Source organism: Acidilobus sp. 7A (genome assembly GCF_003431325.1).
In the GTDB taxonomy this organism is placed as follows: Archaea; Thermoproteota; Thermoprotei_A; order Sulfolobales; family Acidilobaceae; genus Acidilobus.
This window is the reverse complement of sequence record NZ_CP010515.1, coordinates 393,021-410,251: the sequence shown is the minus strand read 5'-3', so window position 1 is coordinate 410,251 and position 17,231 is coordinate 393,021. Positions and strand designations below refer to the sequence as shown.

The 17,231-nt window shown below is 52.7% G+C and carries 13 protein-coding genes; 5 read left to right on the top strand and 8 right to left on the bottom strand.

Features of this window, described 5'->3' with window-relative positions; translation table 11 throughout:
• Positions 1–229: 229 nt before the first annotated feature.
• From metG to SE86_RS02055, 3 genes are all read right to left on the bottom strand, one after another.
• The gene (gene metG / locus SE86_RS02065) at positions 230–1,960 is read right to left on the bottom strand and encodes a methionine--tRNA ligase (RefSeq protein ID WP_117355047.1); all 1,731 of its coding nucleotides are present in this window, start codon (positions 1,958–1,960) and stop codon (positions 230–232) included.
• A 64-nt stretch (positions 1,961–2,024) separates the two neighbouring features.
• Positions 2,025–2,933 carry a hypothetical protein gene (locus SE86_RS02060; RefSeq protein ID WP_117354078.1) on the bottom strand — a complete coding sequence of 303 codons (909 nt, stop codon included), beginning with the start codon at positions 2,931–2,933 and terminating at the stop codon, positions 2,025–2,027.
• Complete coding sequence (locus SE86_RS02055) at positions 2,926–3,783, bottom strand: nucleotidyltransferase domain-containing protein (RefSeq protein ID WP_211096662.1); 858 nt, start codon at positions 3,781–3,783, stop codon at positions 2,926–2,928. The genes SE86_RS02060 and SE86_RS02055 overlap by 8 nt, the downstream gene beginning before the upstream one ends.
• Positions 3,784–3,948: 165 nt before the next feature.
• Here SE86_RS02055 and hsp20 point away from each other — a divergent pair, with 165 nt between their 5' ends.
• Both hsp20 and SE86_RS02045 read left to right on the top strand, forming a co-directional pair.
• On the top strand, positions 3,949–4,476 hold the full coding sequence (gene hsp20 / locus SE86_RS02050) for an archaeal heat shock protein Hsp20 (protein ID WP_211096661.1): 528 nt from the start codon (positions 3,949–3,951) through the stop codon (positions 4,474–4,476).
• A 190-nt stretch (positions 4,477–4,666) separates the two neighbouring features.
• Entirely contained in the window at positions 4,667–6,037 is a 1,371-nt protein-coding gene (locus SE86_RS02045; protein ID WP_117354076.1) for a digeranylgeranylglycerophospholipid reductase, read from the top strand.
• A 240-nt stretch (positions 6,038–6,277) separates the two neighbouring features.
• Here the strand turns inward: SE86_RS02045 and cysS are convergent, their stop codons facing one another.
• Complete coding sequence (cysS, locus tag SE86_RS02040) at positions 6,278–7,717, bottom strand: cysteine--tRNA ligase (protein ID WP_117354075.1); 1,440 nt, start codon at positions 7,715–7,717, stop codon at positions 6,278–6,280.
• Between the two features lie 124 nt (positions 7,718–7,841).
• Between cysS and SE86_RS02035 the strand changes: the two genes are divergently transcribed.
• Positions 7,842–8,723 (top strand): prenyltransferase, encoded by an 882-nt coding sequence (locus SE86_RS02035; RefSeq protein WP_158543077.1) that lies wholly within the window; start codon positions 7,842–7,844, stop codon positions 8,721–8,723.
• Between the two features lie 384 nt (positions 8,724–9,107).
• On the opposite strand, the gene SE86_RS02030 is transcribed toward SE86_RS02035, so the two are convergent.
• Together SE86_RS02030 and SE86_RS02025 are read right to left on the bottom strand one after the other, a co-directional pair.
• Positions 9,108–9,680, bottom strand: a complete 573-nt coding sequence (locus SE86_RS02030; RefSeq protein ID WP_148666744.1) for a hypothetical protein — start codon at positions 9,678–9,680, stop codon at positions 9,108–9,110.
• Between the two features lie 64 nt (positions 9,681–9,744).
• Positions 9,745–10,254, bottom strand: a complete 510-nt coding sequence (locus tag SE86_RS02025; RefSeq protein ID WP_117355045.1) for a 50S ribosomal protein L11 — start codon at positions 10,252–10,254, stop codon at positions 9,745–9,747.
• A 195-nt stretch (positions 10,255–10,449) separates the two neighbouring features.
• On the opposite strand from SE86_RS02025, the gene SE86_RS02020 reads away from it, so the two are divergent.
• Entirely contained in the window at positions 10,450–12,402 is a 1,953-nt protein-coding gene (locus SE86_RS02020) for an aldehyde ferredoxin oxidoreductase N-terminal domain-containing protein (protein ID WP_117354072.1), read from the top strand.
• Between the two features lie 44 nt (positions 12,403–12,446).
• Here the strand turns inward: SE86_RS02020 and alaS are convergent, their stop codons facing one another.
• Both alaS and rpl12p read right to left on the bottom strand, forming a co-directional pair.
• The gene (gene alaS, locus SE86_RS02015) at positions 12,447–15,200 is read right to left on the bottom strand and encodes an alanine--tRNA ligase (RefSeq protein ID WP_117354071.1); all 2,754 of its coding nucleotides are present in this window, start codon (positions 15,198–15,200) and stop codon (positions 12,447–12,449) included.
• Between the two features lie 643 nt (positions 15,201–15,843).
• Positions 15,844–16,194 (bottom strand): 50S ribosomal protein P1, encoded by a 351-nt coding sequence (rpl12p, locus tag SE86_RS02010; protein ID WP_117354070.1) that lies wholly within the window; start codon positions 16,192–16,194, stop codon positions 15,844–15,846.
• Positions 16,195–16,391: 197 nt separating this feature from the next.
• Between rpl12p and SE86_RS02005 the strand changes: the two genes are divergently transcribed.
• Positions 16,392–17,225 carry an NAD+ synthase gene (locus tag SE86_RS02005; protein WP_117354069.1) on the top strand — a complete coding sequence of 278 codons (834 nt, stop codon included), beginning with the start codon at positions 16,392–16,394 and terminating at the stop codon, positions 17,223–17,225.
• Positions 17,226–17,231 lie beyond the last annotated feature (6 nt).

Here is a 17,231-nt window from a genome sequence, read left to right as displayed (position 1 = left end):
GACCTTGCATTGATTATATAGGCTTTGCGAAATTCACGGCAGAAACCGCCTAGACTAGAAAAGTTTCATGACAAGTAGCAAGGACATAGGGTTGACAACCACGGTCAGAGTGAGTCTGAGCATCTCATCCCTATGGGTCGCTGGCTGCCCACGTCCTCATCCCGTGGCCTTAGGACAAAGGCCAACCAAAGCTTTTAAACGACGCTGCGTTTGTCCGTAAAGAATTCCTTTAGCTGCTCACTCCGTAGTCCTTGAGTAGCGGCGGCCTCTTAGAGTTTGCCTTTCTCCTGGCCTCCTCAACCATCTCATCAACGTGCGACAGGAAATCATCAGGCAACTTCCTGAAGAGCGGACGTATGGTACCTATCTTGGTGCCCTCATCTATAGGCTTCTTCAGGGTCTCAGGCCAGAGGGCTTCGTGGACGCTGTTGGTGTACCCCAGCTGATGCCAGAGGTCCTCGGCAACTTGTGGCATGAATGGAGCCATTAGCTGAGATACAACCTTGACTATTGTTGCCGCGACGTTTAGTATCGAGCCTGCCCTCTCCTTGTCTGTCTTTATGTAATCCCACGGCGCTGACTCGTTGAGGTAGCGGTTGCCAAGCCTTGCAATATTTAGCAGGAGCTCACTCGCCCTCTTCAGCTCTATGTCATTCATAGCAGCATTAAACTCATCTACCAGTGACCAGACCTCCTTGAGAACTTCCTCGTCTCTGTCATTCAACTTAGTGGCGCCTGGAATGACGCCGTTGAACCTACTCCTAATGAAGCTGAGCACTCTGTAGGCCAGGTTACCTATGTCATCATTAAGCTCGCTGTTGGCAATCCTGTAAAACTCCTTCCATTGGAAGCTCACATCGCCGCTCTCAGGCCTCATCCTGATTAAGACCCACCGCCAGTAGTCGGCAGGCGCTATCTCAAGGGCCTCATCTATCCAGACGCCAACCCTTCTGCTCTTGCTAAAGTGCTTGCCCTCGTAGAGCAGGTAGTCAGTGGCGCTGATGCGCCACGGCAGGACATAGGGCTCCCCCGAAGCCATTAGAAGAGAGGGCAATATTATCGCGTGGAACGGTATATTATCCTTGCCGATGAAGTAAACAGTCCTTGTTGAAGGGTCAAACCACCACTCCTTCCACGCCTCCTCCCCAAGGCCCTTTGACACCAGGTACTCCTTCGTGGCGCTTATGTAGCCTAGGAGCGCGTCAAACCACACGTAGATAGTCTTGCCGGCGCTCCCCTCAAAGGGAGCATCTATACCCCATTCTATGTCCCTGGTGAGCGCCCTAGGCTTAAGGCCCTGCTTAACCCACTCAACGCTGTAGTTCTTCACGTTGTCCTGTAGCTCGCTGTGCTGAAGCCAGTCCAGCAGATTGCCCTGAACCTTGCTGAGGTCTATGTAAAAGTTCACGGTTTTAACCCATATCGGCTTAGCACCACATATGGCGCACCTGGGGTTTATTAGGTCCTTGGGGGTTAGCAGCCTGCCGCAGTTATCGCACTGGTCCCCCCTAGCGTGCTCATAGCCGCAGTAGGGGCACATGCCCTCGATAAACCTATCAGGCAGGAAGATCTTATCGTTAGGGCAGTAGGGCATCTCCTCTTCCTGCTGAAAGATGTAGCCCCTTTTCTGCAGTCCAAGGAAGAACGACCTGACAAATTCCTTATGGATCGGACTCTCAGTCCTTGAGTAGAGGCTGAACGCGAAGCCAAAAGCCTTAAAGAGCTCAACGTCATAGGAGTGCACCTGGTCCGTCAGCTCCTTCGGCATTATGCCCCTCTTCCTGGCCTCAAGCTCTATGGGCGTACCATGCTCGTCACTGCCCGTTACGAAGATCACGTTATGCCCCATTAGCCTCAGGTACCTAGCATACACGTCAGCGCTCAGAAGGTGCAGCACAGTGCCAAGGTGAGGTATGAAGTTAGAGTAAGGCCATGCTGACATCACTATGTACTTGCTCATGGCCACTCACTTTTTCAGCCTCCAGGGTTAAGCACACGGCTTTAAACTAATCTTCAGTCGGGCCTTAAGATTTAAACTTAGCCCTGAGGGTTAGCCCGCCCGGCCGCTCCCTCGTTCCGACGTAAACCACCTTGCTGTCTGATGAGGCTACCCCCTCGACCTCGACCTCCCCGCCCCCATATAGGTAACCGCCTAAGTTATACTCAAATGACACTACGGTGACTCCCTCCTCGGTGGTCACACAAGGAGGATAAAGCAGGGCCCCCTCCTGGCCTGGGGGTATGCTCAGGGTCCCCTTGTAGTTAAGCAAGGGCGGCTTTATGTGAAGGTAGTCATTAAGCGGCTTACAGAAGGTAGCAACGCCATACTCAGGGACGCCGACCCAGCTCACGGGGACCTCAACGTCTCCTATGAGACCCCTCCTCCAGTTTAATGCCGCAAAGCCTTTTATATAAACCCCGCCCATTGACTCTTGTTGCTCAACCTGTCTAGAACTTGTTACGTAGAGCTCAAAGGCCGCCTGAGCCCCCTGGGAGCCATATACGACAATGTCAATGTCGGAGAACGCCTGCTCTATACCCATGGCTAACGAGCCCGTCAGGCCTAGGAACTCCGAGGAGCCAACGGCTCTTGCAATGAGGTTCAAGGACTTTACGAGGTCCTCGTAAAGGGGCGACGCGCCACTTAAGGCCTTTTCTAAGGCATCCCTTGGACTTACGTAGGTCGCCACGTCGCTTAGCCTAATGTACGGCATAGAGGCCAAGTAGAAGGGATCATAGGTTAGCCTGAGCTCAGACCTGCTAATGGCCCTAGCGACGCCTCTTGGGCCATAGCTCTCTATCACCCTGCAGTACCTAGCCCCAGGTCTTGACCATTGACCCTCTCTACAAGGAACGTACTTCGGTATTATTGGAATAAACCCGTAGGGCGAGGGCAGGCCTATCTCTACCCCTAGGAGTAGGTCCCTAGTCATGACTACGCTGCCGTGCCCATACCTCCAGCGGCTTAACGTAGCCTCGAATGTCTGGCACCAGGTAGAGGTCAGAGCCTGAGGCCTGTAAAAGGCCTCTGGCTAGGTAGAGGCCAGGCGGCAACTCCTGGTACCTGGTTCTCCAGGTAACCAATGTGACAGGGGCGTTAACCCCTACAATGGTAGTTGTGTATGTGGCTGGCACCAGGAATTTTTCACCGCTCTCAGCAAGCCTTATGAGGCCCTCAGACCACCCCAGGCTTCTGTAGGAGCTTTTGCACTCGCGCTCCTCTGCGTACCTCAGCATCCTTAGCGTGTAGGGCACCCCCATGTAGCACGAGTCCAGCAGTTTGAAGCTGTGAAGAAGCCTGAACTCCTGCGACGACCATGTATCACCTACCTTTGAGTACCTTATGTTGGCCTCACACTCCTTTATCTTGGACTCAGCGGCAAGGTCTTCGAGCACCTTGTAGAGTTCGGAGGGCCTCGACGAGTACACAAGTATGTCAAAGTCACTTGAAGGCTTAGCCGCTCCAAGTGCCCTGCTGCCGGTCAGGCCTGCCCACTCTGGGTCTAACTGCTCCAGGAGCTCCCTTAGCGGGGCCGGGATAGTGGCCTGCTTAAGGGCCTCCGAGGGGTCCACAACGCTAATTTCAGGGCTTCTCGGCACCACCTGGACCTCCCTGCCAACGCACTCTAAGTATCTAGTTAGACCCCTCAGGTTCCATGGCTCTCCCGAGTAAACCTTGCGGTAAGGTATCGCAACATAGCCTTCTGTTGGATGTTCATAGCCTTTCACAAGCCACACAACATTACGATCCCAGTCTTTGAGCAGCCACCCCTCAAATGGCACGAGCATGCCCCTCAGTTAATGCGTCATTTAAGATGTATTACAGTTTAACGCAGATTCGGGAGTCACCGCACCCTTTACCATTACAGGCAACAGCGCTCTAAGGTGTTCCTATTTAAGGTTACGCTATTAATCTCTGGCTCTATACTTTGATCACGGTGCTTAGCGGTGAGCAGCCGCGACAAAAAGAAGAGGAGCTTTGATATATTTGATGAAATAGACGAGCTCATGAGGAGGTTTGAGGAGGAGTTCGAAAGCATGGAGGAGGAGTTCGAGAACATGCTTAAGAGCGCCCCAGCGCAGGAGGGACCTTACTTCTACGGGGTCAGGGTCACAATAGGACCTGACGGCGTACCTCACATAGAGCAATTTGGCAACATAAAGAAGGAAGGCAAGAACAAGGTTATTATAAGCGAAGAGACGGAGCCTATGGTCGATGTTATGGAGCGCGGCGATGAGGTCTGGGTCATAGCTGACCTGCCAGGCGTTGACAAGGATCAGATAAAGGTTTCTGCAACGGAGAACGGCGTTAGCATAAAGGCTGAGGGAGAGAAGAGGAAGTACTCTAAGGAGGTCGAGTTACCAGCGCCCGTGGATCCGGGCTCAGCGAAAGCCACATACAAGAATGGCGTGCTTGAGATCAAGTTCAAGAAGCTTCAGGGGAGTAAGGGAACTGTCAATATAAAGGTAGAGTAAGCCAAGGTAGTTAGTGGTAGTTAGGAATTACTACTATTATTATATTTGTTTAAATATGCTGTTGTTTTAAAGTAGCAGCTTCAGTTGGCAACTGACCTCCTCCACGCCCCGAAGGGCGAAGCTTGCTTTCCATTTTGTCAAGAATACCGCTTTTAAACTCCACTCAAACATAGCCCTCAGGAGACATACATTGACGAAGGAGTTTAATTATGACGTGGTTATAGTGGGCCTAGGTCCTGCTGGCGCGTCGCTTGCCTACTTTTTGAGGAAGTCCGGCCTGAAGGTTGCAGGTATCGAGATGAACGGCGCTGAAGGAGTGTGGGGCAAGCCGTGCGGCGATGCAATAGGCAAGCATCACTTTGACGAGACAGGCCTGCCCTACCCCTCTGGCGACGCTCTGAAGCAGAAAATAGAAGGCATAGATATTATCAGCCCGTACGGTGGTGTGAAGTTAAGAGTCAACGGAGAGGGGTTCATGATAGACAGGAACAAGTACGGTCTTTTTCTAATAAACGAGAGCGCTAAGGCAGGGATCGACGTTTACCTTAAGACAAGAGTCCTATCGCCTAAGCTTGAGTCAGGAAAGCTTGTAGGGGTCAGAGCTAAGAATGAGGCCGGTGATGATCTGCTCTTCAGGGGAAAGATCATAGTTGACGCTACAGGCAACAGCGGCCTGCTGAGGAGGCAGCTGCCTCAGTCGTGGCCTGCCAACGAGCCCCTTGACCCTAAGGACTCTAACATAGCCTATAGGGAGATTAGGGAGCTTAACTATGACATCGATGAGCCCACGTACCTTAGGATTTATGTGAATCAAGAGGTATCGCCGGGGGGTTACTGGTGGTACTTCCCAGAGGGCAGGAGCTCAGCTAACATAGGCCTAGGAGTTCAGGGCGGCATGGGCTACCCGGCCCCTAATGTGATATTCAAACAGAGGCTTGAAACCTTCGACGAGGTTAGAAACTACGCTAAGGTCATAAATGCTGCGGGCTCCAAGGTGCCTACTAGGCGCCAGGCTAACACGCTTGTCTGGGACAACTTCATAGGCATAGGCGACAACGGTTACAACGTGAACCCGGTTCATGGAGGAGGCATGGGATATGCCTTTGTGGCGGCGTTCCACGCCTCTAGGACTATAATTAATGCTTTTAGCGCTAATGACTTCTCAGCCAAGGCCCTCTGGGACCTTAACATAAATTACATAAAGTCCATAGGGAAAAGGCAGGCGTCATTGGACATATTTAGAATATTCCTTCAGAGGCTAAGCAATGATGACATAGAGTACGGGCTAAAGCACGGCATCATGAACGCCGACCAAGTCTATGAGACCAGCGTCTCAGGGGAGCTTAAGGCGAACCTAGGCCTCCTTGACAAGGTCTCAGTGGCGTTGCGTATGCTTGGCAGACCCTCGCTGTTGCCTAAGCTTGCCACCGTGGCCACATACATGAAGAGGGTGCAACAGTTATATGACGCTTATCCGACGTCGCCTGAGGGCCTTGATGTCTGGGTCAGTAGTGTCAAAGCCCTTTACTCCGAATATAAGGCTAAGATAGGTGCCGACTGACATCCCCCGCCTTAGAGGGCGAGGCTTCCTGCCTCCTTGAACCTCGTCTTTGTGTGAATTTGAGTTCTATGGTTGCCGTAGTAACCAGCTACTTTGCGGAAGTCAGCACATATTGCTTTAAACCGCAAGGGGCTCACAGAAACCTGTGCAACTTTCTAGCTTAAGAGATCCCCCATCAAAGACTACAAAGTTTCTCAGGACTTAAAACGTATCAGTCTAAGGTATGGGCTAACGTGCACATCAAGAAGCCTGCTGGGCCCTCTTCCACGTAGTCTCACTGCCCTTGTCATTAAGCGTAATGCCTAAGGAGGCCAACCTTGACCTTATGTAGTCAGCAAGGTCATACATTTTGTTCCTGCGCAGCTGTGATCTGACCTCAACCAGTAGGTCAACCAGTTGGTCCTCTATTGACGGCACCGTCGACATCGGGGCGCCCTCAAGTATATCATCTATGACAGCGTAGACTCTGTTAAAGTCTATGAGCATCTTATAAACATAACTTAGGAGAGCCACGGACTCGGAGGAGGAGACGTACCTGTAGTACTCTGACGTTAAGGCCCAGACGCTACTTGACGCCTCTCCCATGTTAAAGTCCCTCTGCATTGCTGAGTGCCAGCTAGCGTAGATGGACCTCAGCCTGAAGAGCTCCTCTAGGTCAGACTGCTTTAAGTAGCTCGTGTACTCCTCCTTCATGGCTCTTTTGACTACATCGGACGCCACGTCGTGAAGCCTCTCCACAAGCCTCTTAGCCTGGCCCAGGCTCTGCTCAGAGTACTCCAGGCTGCCCCTGTAGTGCGCCGTCAGGACCCACATCCTTATCGTCATGGGACCCCATTCCTTGAGGGCGTCCTTGAGGCTCACTATGTTGCCCAGGCTCTTGCTCATCTTCTCGCCTCTGATTGTAAGCATGCCGGTGTGAAACCAATACTTAACCCACTGGTCGCCAAAGAGCGACTCGCTCTGGGCCCTCTCATTCTCATGGTGAGGGAATATGAGATCTGAGCCGCCGCCGTGTATGTCTATCTTGTTGCCAAGATACCTGCTGCTCATCACGCTGCACTCAATGTGCCAGCCGGGCCTGCCCCTGCCCCAAGGGCTGTCCCACCAGGGTTCCCCTGGCTTGGCGGCCTTCCACAGAGCGAAATCATACGGGTGGCGCTTCTCGGAGACCACGCCCTCCCCCTGGTCCCAGAGCGCCTTGTTGAAGTTGCCACTGAGCCTACCGTAGTCTGGATACTTGTCTACATCGAAGTAAACGCTACCGCTGGGAGCCACATAGGCAAAGCCTTTATCTATGAGTCCTTTAACGAACTCTATTATCTCATTTATGTGAGACGTGACCCTCGGGTGCATATCAACCTTAACCTTAAGCGCGGTCATGTTGTCAAGGTAGTCCTTGGCGTAGGTGTCTGCCACTTCATTCCAGCTGACCCCCTGCTCTGCGGCTCTCTTTATTATTTTGTCGTCGATATCAGTTATGTTCTGAACGTGGTAAACAGAGTAGCCGATTAGCGAGAGGTACCTCTTTATTCCGTCAAATGCTACGAATGTTTTTGCATGTCCTATGTGAACGTAGTCGTAAACGGTGGGCCCGCAGACGTACATGGTTACGATAGGTGGGGACCAGGGCCTGAAGACCTCCTCCCTCTTGCCAAGGGTATTTGTAATGATTAGAGTCATCCGTATCCCTAAGCGGTTTTTGGGTGGCAGCTTTAAATCTCCTGTACAGCAGGTAAAGCAGCTTCTAGTATAGGGCGCTCAAAAAGTTTAAGGCCTGTCAAACCACTTATTGGTGGTGCAGAACGTGAACCGCCTCAAGAGGTTGCTCGTTGGAGTCAGGCCTTGGGCGCTACCATTTTATGTCATAACCCTCGTCATAGGCTTTGTGGCATTTAGTGGCAGGGTAAGGAGTTTAGCTTTAGTTGTCCTAGCGGTCGCTGCTCTTGGTGAACTCCTCATACACTCAGCAACGAACGTCATTAACGACGTCTACGACTTCTATCACGGCATTGACGACCCCTCCGTGTCATCAATGAGATATCATATGGCCTATGACAAGGACATAGGCCCCAGCGGGGCCCACAAAGTCTCACTAGCCATGTTCCTGGCGTCAATACCTCTAGGTGTCATAGTGGCGGTGCTCGGAAGGCCGCTTGCGATACTCTTAGGCTTAATCGGCATAGCTATAGGCTACTTTTACACTGCACCCCCTCTTTCATTAAAGTATAGAGGGCTGGGGGACGTTGGGGTGATAGCTGCTGGCCTACTGCTGTCGGAGACAGGGTACTATTTGGCAAGCGGCTCCCTATCAATTAAGGGCCTCCTCGTAGGGGTGCCTATATCACTTTTAATAGACGATGTACTTCTGGCAAACAACATAAGGGACATTAGCAAGGACAGCAGCAGAGGTGCAAAGACCGTGGCCACGATGTTAGGTCCTAAGAGGGCTTCCCGCCTTTACTTCCTATTCCTAGCCTTGGCTTATATAATACAGGCAGCGTTGGCCGCGACCAGCTTCCTATCGCTATATTCCTTAGCCTCGCTGCTCTCGGTGCCGCTGGCCTTTAAGATAAACGAGAAACTAAAACACGACAGCTCGTGGCTTGGCATAGACGTTATGACTGCTAACCTAGCTATGACATTTGGCCTGCTTGAAGTAGTGGGCCTAGTGGTCAGCTTCCTTTGAGCATGCAAGGAGTCGTGCGTCCTCCAGCCTCCTCTCCACCCTGGAAGGCGAGGCTGTAATGTCTCTAAGTAGCTGCTAATAGCTTTTAACAATTCTCGGGCAACGCTGAGGGGTCTGCTGCGTTTATATGCTCCGCTCAAGTGCTTTCTTCTGATGAACCTCCGACTAGTGACGGGTGCCGCCCACGAGGGCTGAGGTAGGGGCCGCGGATGGGGGTAGCGGCATTTCCTTCGACCAACTCCAATGGCCTGAGGGCGACGCGGGTGATTCATCAGGAGGGCGCCCGTGGCGCACAGAGATAATTAAAGAGATAATTAATAGGTGCGTCACGGGGTAAGCACTTCAAGTCCCCTTAGACTCCCTGCCGCGTAAGACCTCAGGCATTTAAGAGGCAGCGTTGGCTTTCGAGGCATTCATAAGCTTGGTCAGGCCTTGTGATACGTTACTTGGACTCAGACCTTTGAGCTCTACGGAGTAAACCTTCAATTCCCCACGCATTGCATTGCCGGTGGAGGCCTCGAGATAGGTTCCTGGACCTTCAAAGAGCTCAACGTCATATTCAAGCTTTTTGACAACACCTCCTTCGTACTTGACGCAGACGAAATCCCTTGGGTCATCCGTTGCAGTAACCAGCGATGGGCGTCTTATCATGTAAAGCCTCCTGTCCTGGAAGGACACACACAGTTCTAGGCCATCAAGTGCGGCGTCGTAGGGTTGGCAAAGTAGAGCATCCCTTATGAAGTCGTATTTGAAGCTGTCGCATTTAGTCATCTCGCCGAGTAGCCTCTCAACGTTCGATACCTTTACCTCGTTCCTAACTAGCCACAGGGCAAAGAGGATGAGTGATAGCCATGTGGCAGCCACTATAGAGTCTCTGATGTAGCCGGCCGCGATGTATATGAAGGCTGCAAGAGTTAACAACGCTGATACTATAAAGTCTGCAACCAGAAACTTCAAGGTAAGCCTGTGCATCTTGGCAATAGCTCCCAGCCCATTTTAACCTGTATTAAGCTTGCGCCTTTTATTTGGACTCCCACTCCTTTTCATGCTTGTTCAGCAGATCGTCAAAGGCTCCTGAGTCCACGTCCTTTATTAGGTCCTTTGGATCCTTGCCATCTACTGTAAGGCCTATGCTCTTGGCGGTGCCTAGGACGCTTTTAACTGCTAACTTTAAGGTCTTGGCAGTGATCTTCGGCTTTATCATTATTGCCACCTTAACTATTGACTCAAGGCTTACGTCGCCTATCTTCTTGTGAGCAGGGTCGCCACTGGGCGCTTCAGCTCCTGCCTCCTTAAGCAGGAGGGCAGTGACTGTTGGTATTCCCACCTCTATCCTGTAGCTCTTCGTACTCATGTCAACTGTGATCTTTACTGGCACAGTCATGCCCTTGAAGTCCTTGGTCTTCTCGTTAATTTCATCTATCACCTGCTTCACATTAAGGCCTAATGACGAGAGCGTTGGGCCAAGGGGCGGGCCAGGCTTAGCACTACCTCCCTCTATCTGGATACTTATGGTCTTCTCCTGGGGCACGCTCAGCACCTCCTTTTCCGGCAGCAATAACCTTTTAAAAGGTTTCAGAACGGCGGTTGCGCAAAGTTATTGCTTAGTTCCATGCAGTCAAAGGTTCTCTTGCAGTGACGTGCAATAATAGGGCTTTAACGCGCTGTAAGTATTTAAGTCTCTTTAAAAAGGTTAAGAAATCGTTGAGAGGCGGAGGAGGGCTTCATGGAATTCAAGGTGCTTCACATAGACGCAACGCGTCACTCCTACTATATTGAGAAAGTTAATGACCCCGAGCTGCTGGGGGTGGTAGACCTTGGGGTTCAGACGCACATCAACATGGAGAGCTACAAGGCGGACCCGCTAGATCCAACGAATCCGCTGGTCCTTGGAATTGGACCTTTCGCTGGCGGGGCTGTAGTGGGTAGTCACAGGATAGTCGCTGTTTTCAAGAGTCCTGTGAGCAAAGGCCTTCACGTAAGCGAGATGGGAGGGGCCGCCTACTCATTCTTCAGGACAGGCCTTGACGCTATTATAATAACAGGTAAGAGCGAGAGCCCCTTAATCATTTCAGTAATAGGCGACCCTAATGGGAACCAATCTATCAGCTTCTCAGAGGTATCAGCGGAGGAGCTGAACAAGATATATGCAGGGTACGGCGGGCTCGCCGGAAGCAAGGCCCTGACTAAGTTCGTAGTAGATGCTAACAGGGAGACCCTGGTTAAGAACCATGGGCGTGTGGCCGTAGTAGGACCTGGTGCCTTCAAGACGCTCTTCGCTGGCATCTTCAGCTACGTACTTGATGACAAAGGCAACATAACCGAGGTCTCAGACTCAGCTTCAAGGGGAGGCGGAGGTACTGTCATGGCTCAGGCTCACAACGTCGTTGCAATAGCCTTCGGGGGGACCTACAAGAGACCAAATCCAAATCTCTCGAACATACAAGCTCTCAACAAGCTCACGCAGGAGGCCTACAAGAAGCCCTTCTCCCAGGCGCTGCTCGACAAGACCACCAAGTACAGGTTTGACCCAGCCACCAAGACCGGCGGGACGTTCGGCGAGAACTACCCGCACTATAAGGACCTGGTTCCCATGCTCAACTATAACAGTGTCTATCTGAGCCGCGGCCTTAGGCTTGAGCTTCATGGCAAGATTATGGATAACTTCTGGCGTCCCTTCCAGGACGAGGTATTTGACGGCGGAAAGCTTACTGCCGCCTCAAAGAACTGCGGCGAGCCGTGCCCCGTGGTCTGCAAGAAGATATTCAGAGGTGTTAAGGTGGACTATGAGCCTGCTCATGGAGTTGGCCCGGACAGTGGTATATTTGATATTAAGAAGAGCGCAGAGCTGGTTGAGCTGGTTGACGAGCTGGGCCTCGACGCTATAGAGGCAGGTCACTTCATTGGATGGATTTTTGACCTCATAGACAAGGGCCTCCTCGAGCCGGAGGACGTCGGGCTTAGCGGAAGACCTATAATGGATCCAAAGCTTCAGGGTCCGGAGGCTAGTGCAGTTAACGCTGAGCTCGCTAGACAGCTTCTGCTAAACTTAGTCAGCGACAACCCTCCAAAGGTGCTGAAGATTGTAGGGTCTATGGGTCTGAGGGCGGCGGCCAAGGAGCTTGACAAAGTTTACAGTGACCGCGTCGCCCGGTCTGGGAGGAAGTTCGAGGATCTTCTCGTTTATGCCGCGTTTGGCAAGGACGGCTACTTCACGCCCAACTTCTACTGGTCCCCTGGAGTCCTTGCACCGCTCTATGTGCTTGGGAAGTACTGGACTGATTACTCCCCAGCGTTCAGGGACCCTGAGGACTACAGCGTGGCAGCGCTCAGGCGTGCTGTTATGGAGCTCCTGGTAGCCAACGCTGGCTTCTGCAGGTTCCACAGGGGTTGGGCTGAGGAGATTCTCGGAGGGCTTTATAGGGACATAGTAGGTGTTAACGTAGATCTCTATAAGCACGGACTTTCTACGTATAGAAAGATAGCTGAGTACCAGGTGAAGTCAGGGGCCGCGCCAGAGCCCTGGGAGTCGAAGAAGGTCATGGATATCATAGCCTCGCTGGCAGCGGAGACAGGAGTTCACGCGTGGGAGGACGCCATGTATAACGAGCAGAAAATGATGGACTGGTGGAAGAGGTTCTATGACAGGCTTAATAAGGAGCTTAACAGCCTCTCATGAGCTCCAAGCACTGAACTCCTTTTAATTTTCAATCAAGAGGTCTTTTAAGGTTGTTTAGATGTCTTGGATCTGATGTCGTTAATTATCTTCCTCATGGCTTCGTCAATCTTTTCTGGGCTCTCAGAAGAGTAGAAGCTCCCGTAGGTGCCCCTTCCGCCCCCACTAACGTTGAGCTGCGACCCCACGGCAGCTATTAAGTCCTTGGCGTCTACTAGCTTTGCGGCCTCCCTTCCTATGCCGAGCTCGTAGGTGTAGCCCTTGTCCTGCTTCACGGCGATTGTAACTATGGAGTTCGTGAACTCCTGCGTCAGTTCCTTAAGTGCCTCCCTGGCGGACTTGACGTCAGGCTCTGGGTACTCTATAACGGCCACGTGAACGCCACCAACCGAGCTGGAGGTTAAGTTGTTCTTGGCCAAGCTTAGCCAGATGCTGCGGTAAGCCTTAACGGTATCCTCAAGCCTCTGGAGCTCCTCCTTTAGCTCCTTCACCTTGCTTAGCTCATCGCTGCCCCCTGAGCCTATTTCTTCAGATATCTTTGAGAGCCTGTCCTCAAGCGAGCTCATCTCCTCAGGTACCCTCGTTCCAGCCACATACTCAAGCCTAACTACGCCGTCCTGTATCTTCTCAACATTAACTATCTTGATCCCCCCCACGTCGCTTGTGTTGGCTACATGAGTTCCGAAACACGCCTCTACGTCCCAGTCCTGTATATCGACGACCCTGATCTTAGGCTCCATTGGGACGCCGCCCTCATAGAGCACGAAGCCGTACTTGGCTTCAGCCTCATTGCGGTCCATGTAGGTCTGGGTTATGGGTCTACGCTCATCTACGACCCTGTTGGCGAGCTCCTCTATCTTCCTAATTTCATCTCTCGTGAGGGGCTTGTGGTGAGTTATGTCAAGCCTGCCCTTCTCTGGGGTCTTTTCAGCGCCGGCCTGCCATACGTGGCTGCCCAACACTCTTCTGGCGGCGCCTAGTATTATGTGGGTAGCTGTGTGGTGCCTCATCAGCCTGAACCTGCGCACCCAGTCTATCTCGCCTTTAGCATCGCCACACTCTGTGGCAGAGACGTCCCTGTCGGCCTTATGCACTATGACGTTGCCAACCTTCTGCACGTCAACTACCTTGTAGCTCTCCCCACAGATCTCAACGGTTCCAATGTCATGAAGCTGGCCTCCTCCAGTTGCGTAGAAGAGGGTTGCGTCAAGCACGAAGTAAGGCCCTCTGACTCCGAGGAGCCTGGCTGTGAAAGCCCTGGCGTAGGGGTCGGAGTGGAAGAGCAGGACCGTCGGCCTAAACTTACGGGCCCACTCCACGACGTCCTCTGGCAGCGAGGCCTTCTCCTCCACGGAGCGCACCTTCGCTGGCGCCCTGTGCCTAGCGGCTACAAGGGAGTAGAAGTTGCGCGGCACGCTGACCGCAAGGCCCCTCTTGGCCGCTGCCTCGGCGATCAGCTCAGGCGGGACCCCGTAGCTGTCGTAAAGCCTTATCAGGGTCTCGGTGTCAGCCCCCTGGGAGAGCTCTTTTACAATGAGCTTCTCCCCTCTCCTGAGGAGATCTCTGTACTTTTCCTCCTCAAGGGTCACGGCTTCAACTATGTAGTTCCTGCTCTCCTTTAGCTGTGGGAAGTCAGAGGCCCACATGTCAACCTGCATGTTAACTATGTTGGTAAGGCTGTAGCTCTCGTTAAGCTGCCTGAGCTGTCTGAGGGCCCTCCTTATGACCAGCCTGGCCAGGTAGCCCTCGCCGGAGTTGCTGGGAACTACACCATCTCCGAGCATCATTGCAATGGTCTTAGCGTGATCTATGACGCTGTAGAGCCTCGCCTCACGCTCGAGCACGCCCCTTACGTCGCCAATGTTGGCGCCCGTTATCCTGGCCACCTGGCTGTAGAAGTTGTCAAGGCTCCCTTCGACATCTGGGTTGAACTTGGCTGCAGCCCTGAAGGCCGCCCAGAGGTACTCGTCTGGAGGCCTCGGCAGGCCCAGCTCAGACCTGACCTTGTCAAGAAGCTGGCCGTAGATTGCATGAAACGCTGTTGGAGTCTTCTGGGTAAACCAGGCCATGCGTTCAACGCCGTAGCCTGTATCAACTATCTTCAGCGGGAGCTCCACGTAATTGTCGTTCTCAACTCTATACTGCATGAACACAAGTGTTGCCAGCTCGAGGCCCCCAACAGTTACCTCAAATGAGGGGCCCGCGTTGCCTCCTCCTTCCCACCACGACTCCTTAAATACTATGAGGTCGCCTGGTATGCCGAGCTCCTTTGTGAAGAACTCATACGCATACCTGACGGTCTCGTCCTTCCAGTAGACCCACTTGTCGGGGTAGTTGAATGCGTGGTGAGCTGCCATCTCAAAGGTCGTTAGGTGCCTTCCTATGGTCAGTCCGACGTTATCTATGTCCTCAAGCCTTATGCATGGCTGGCTTATTACTAGCGGGTTAGCTGGCGGAGGGACGAGTCCGCTCGTCACGTGAGGCTGGAAGTCAACTATGCTAGCTATAGTGAGGTAAAGGTCCTCGCGCCACCTAGCAACAACAGGCCTGGGAGGAACTGGCGTGTGGCCATGCCTTGCAAAGAAGTTAATAAACTTCCTCCTGGCCTCGCTCACGGTTAGGCCTGGGACCGATGGTATCTTATCAAACCAGTAGTCAGTGTCCGGGACGTCCTGGCATGTGTCAAAGCCGCTGTTAAGCGTCCAGAAGAAGTCGCCACCAACCGAGCAGCGCTTCCTCTGGTAGCTGTTCTCTTTGAAGAACTGCAACCTGTACTCGTCTGGGCTCGCCTGAAGCGGCATTCGCGTCACCCTCCTTGCGCTACAAAGTGAAGGTTTGAAACAGTTTAAAAAGATGGTTAAAGGGCAACTTATGCCCCTGTGCTGTGGCGTTATGCCTTGATTTTTAAAGCAGCGCCTCGCTTAGCCGCAAAATGTTAGACCTCGAGGTGGTCCTCATAGGTTAGTTGCGCCTTTTGATGTTCTCTCATCTATCAACTTGAGGCATTGATGGGGGCTAAGATCTGAGCTGAGCCCTTTTTCACGTTAATAGAAAATCCTTTACAGTATTACCCCTCCGTAACAGGCTAAGCGAGTAACGCCCTCGCCTGATGGGGCTATGCCCCAGGGGCGAGGGGATTAGGCCGCAGATGGGGGCCCGCGCCGCTGGTCCTGGCGGCCGCCCATGAGCCCACAGGGATCCCAAGGGCCCTGTGGGCGAGGTGGGGGTCCCCGCGCTCGATCAAGAATAAGCAGATGATAGAGGTGAGGGCGTAGGGGCAAACGGCCTGTAAACTATAGCACAGATACTATCATTGATGGGCCTTCTAAGGCTTCCAGTGATTTTAATCAAGAGTAACATCAGATGAGCCAAGGCTAAACTGCTACTATAAGTGCGCTGTCAAAAGTACTATGAGCCAATAACTTCATATCGGGCTTGTCGGGCTTACATGCCGAAGAGGCCGGCCAGGCCCTGACCGATGTCGACCTCGCCGCCCTCCTCCTTCTTCTCCTCTTTCTTCTGCTCCTTCTGCTCCCCTCCCTGCTGGGCGGGCGCCTGCGCTGAGGCCGCTGCAGGCGCGGCTGCTGGGGCTGCCACTACTGCAGCGACGGCTCCTTTAAGCACATCTTCTAGGTTAAGCTGAGAGAGGCCGGCAACTAGCATCTTTACCTTGGCGTCATCGACCTGGAGGCCCAGCGCTTCAATGACTTTCTTTAGATTATCCTCGTTTATCTGAGCCCCTGCATAGTACAGCGCGAGGGCCGCGTGCATATATGCCTTACCTTCCTGAGCCATACGCATCAGCCGTTGTTCCTAGAGGACTCTTGGGCTTTTAAAGATATTTGGAGCCCTTGGGAAGCTCCCTGCTCTAGGCGCACTTCTTTCAAAGAAATGTTGCATTAAGCTTTACGCGCTTTCGCCCCACGACGCTTAGTAAAAGCGTAGTCTTAAAATTATATTAAGCGGCAGACCCAGAATTCAGCGGGGGCCCCTTGACTATAAGGAAGATCTCTCTTGAGGACGTAGTGAACATAGATTATGAACGCGCGGTTAACGCCATTACTAGCTTCATAAAGGGTTTCCTAGAGGAGGTGGGCATCAAAGGCTTTGTGATAGGGATAAGTGGTGGTGTGGACTCGGCGGCCGCGTACTTTGCGGCAGTGAAGGCGGTGGGCCCTGACAAGGTCCTCGCGCTGATAATGCACGACTCTACCGTGACCCCAAAAGAGGACGTGGACGACGCTAAGCAGCTCATAGCTGTCGCTGGAACTCGGTATAATGTCATTGACATAGCTCCCATAATTGAGACATACATGTCGTCCATACCAGTCTACGAGCCAACGGACTTAGTTCCGTTGGGCAACCTGAGGGCGAGAGTCAGGATGTCACTGCTATACTATTACGCCAATAAGTTCAGTTACGCTGTCCTTGGCACTGGGGACAGAAGCGAGGCCTTCCTGGGTTACTTCACTAAGTATGGTGATGGGGGAGTTGACCTTCTGCCAGTAGCGCCACTTCTTAAGAGCCAGGTAAGGAGGCTTGCGATGAGGCTTGGCGTTCCAGAGAAGGTGGCGTTCAAGCCGAGCAGCCCAAGGTTATGGCCAGGCCAGACGGCTGAGGGGGAGCTAGGAGTAAGCTACGACCAGGTGGACCTGGTTATACATGCTATTGAGGATCTGAAGCTTACGCCGTCAGAGGCTGTCGAGGCCACTGGCGTGAGCCTTAACGTGATAGAAAGGATGCTCAGCCTGCACAGGGCCACGCAGCATAAGAGGTCCCTGCCACCCTCGCCTCCGTTGCAGGAGGTCGTTAAGTACCTAGGCTAGGAGAGG

Coding starts and splice junctions, on each gene's coding strand:
- metG (WP_117355047.1), bottom strand. CDS start 1,960: ATGAGCAAGTACATAGTGATGTCAGCATGGCCTTACTCTAACTTCATA.
- SE86_RS02060 (WP_117354078.1), bottom strand. CDS start 2,933: ATGACTAGGGACCTACTCCTAGGGGTAGAGATAGGCCTGCCCTCGCCC.
- cysS (WP_117354075.1), bottom strand. CDS start 7,717: ATGACTCTAATCATTACAAATACCCTTGGCAAGAGGGAGGAGGTCTTC.
- SE86_RS02020 (WP_117354072.1), top strand. CDS start 10,450: ATGGAATTCAAGGTGCTTCACATAGACGCAACGCGTCACTCCTACTAT.
- alaS (WP_117354071.1), bottom strand. CDS start 15,200: ATGCCGCTTCAGGCGAGCCCAGACGAGTACAGGTTGCAGTTCTTCAAA.
- rpl12p (WP_117354070.1), bottom strand. CDS start 16,194: ATGGCTCAGGAAGGTAAGGCATATATGCACGCGGCCCTCGCGCTGTAC.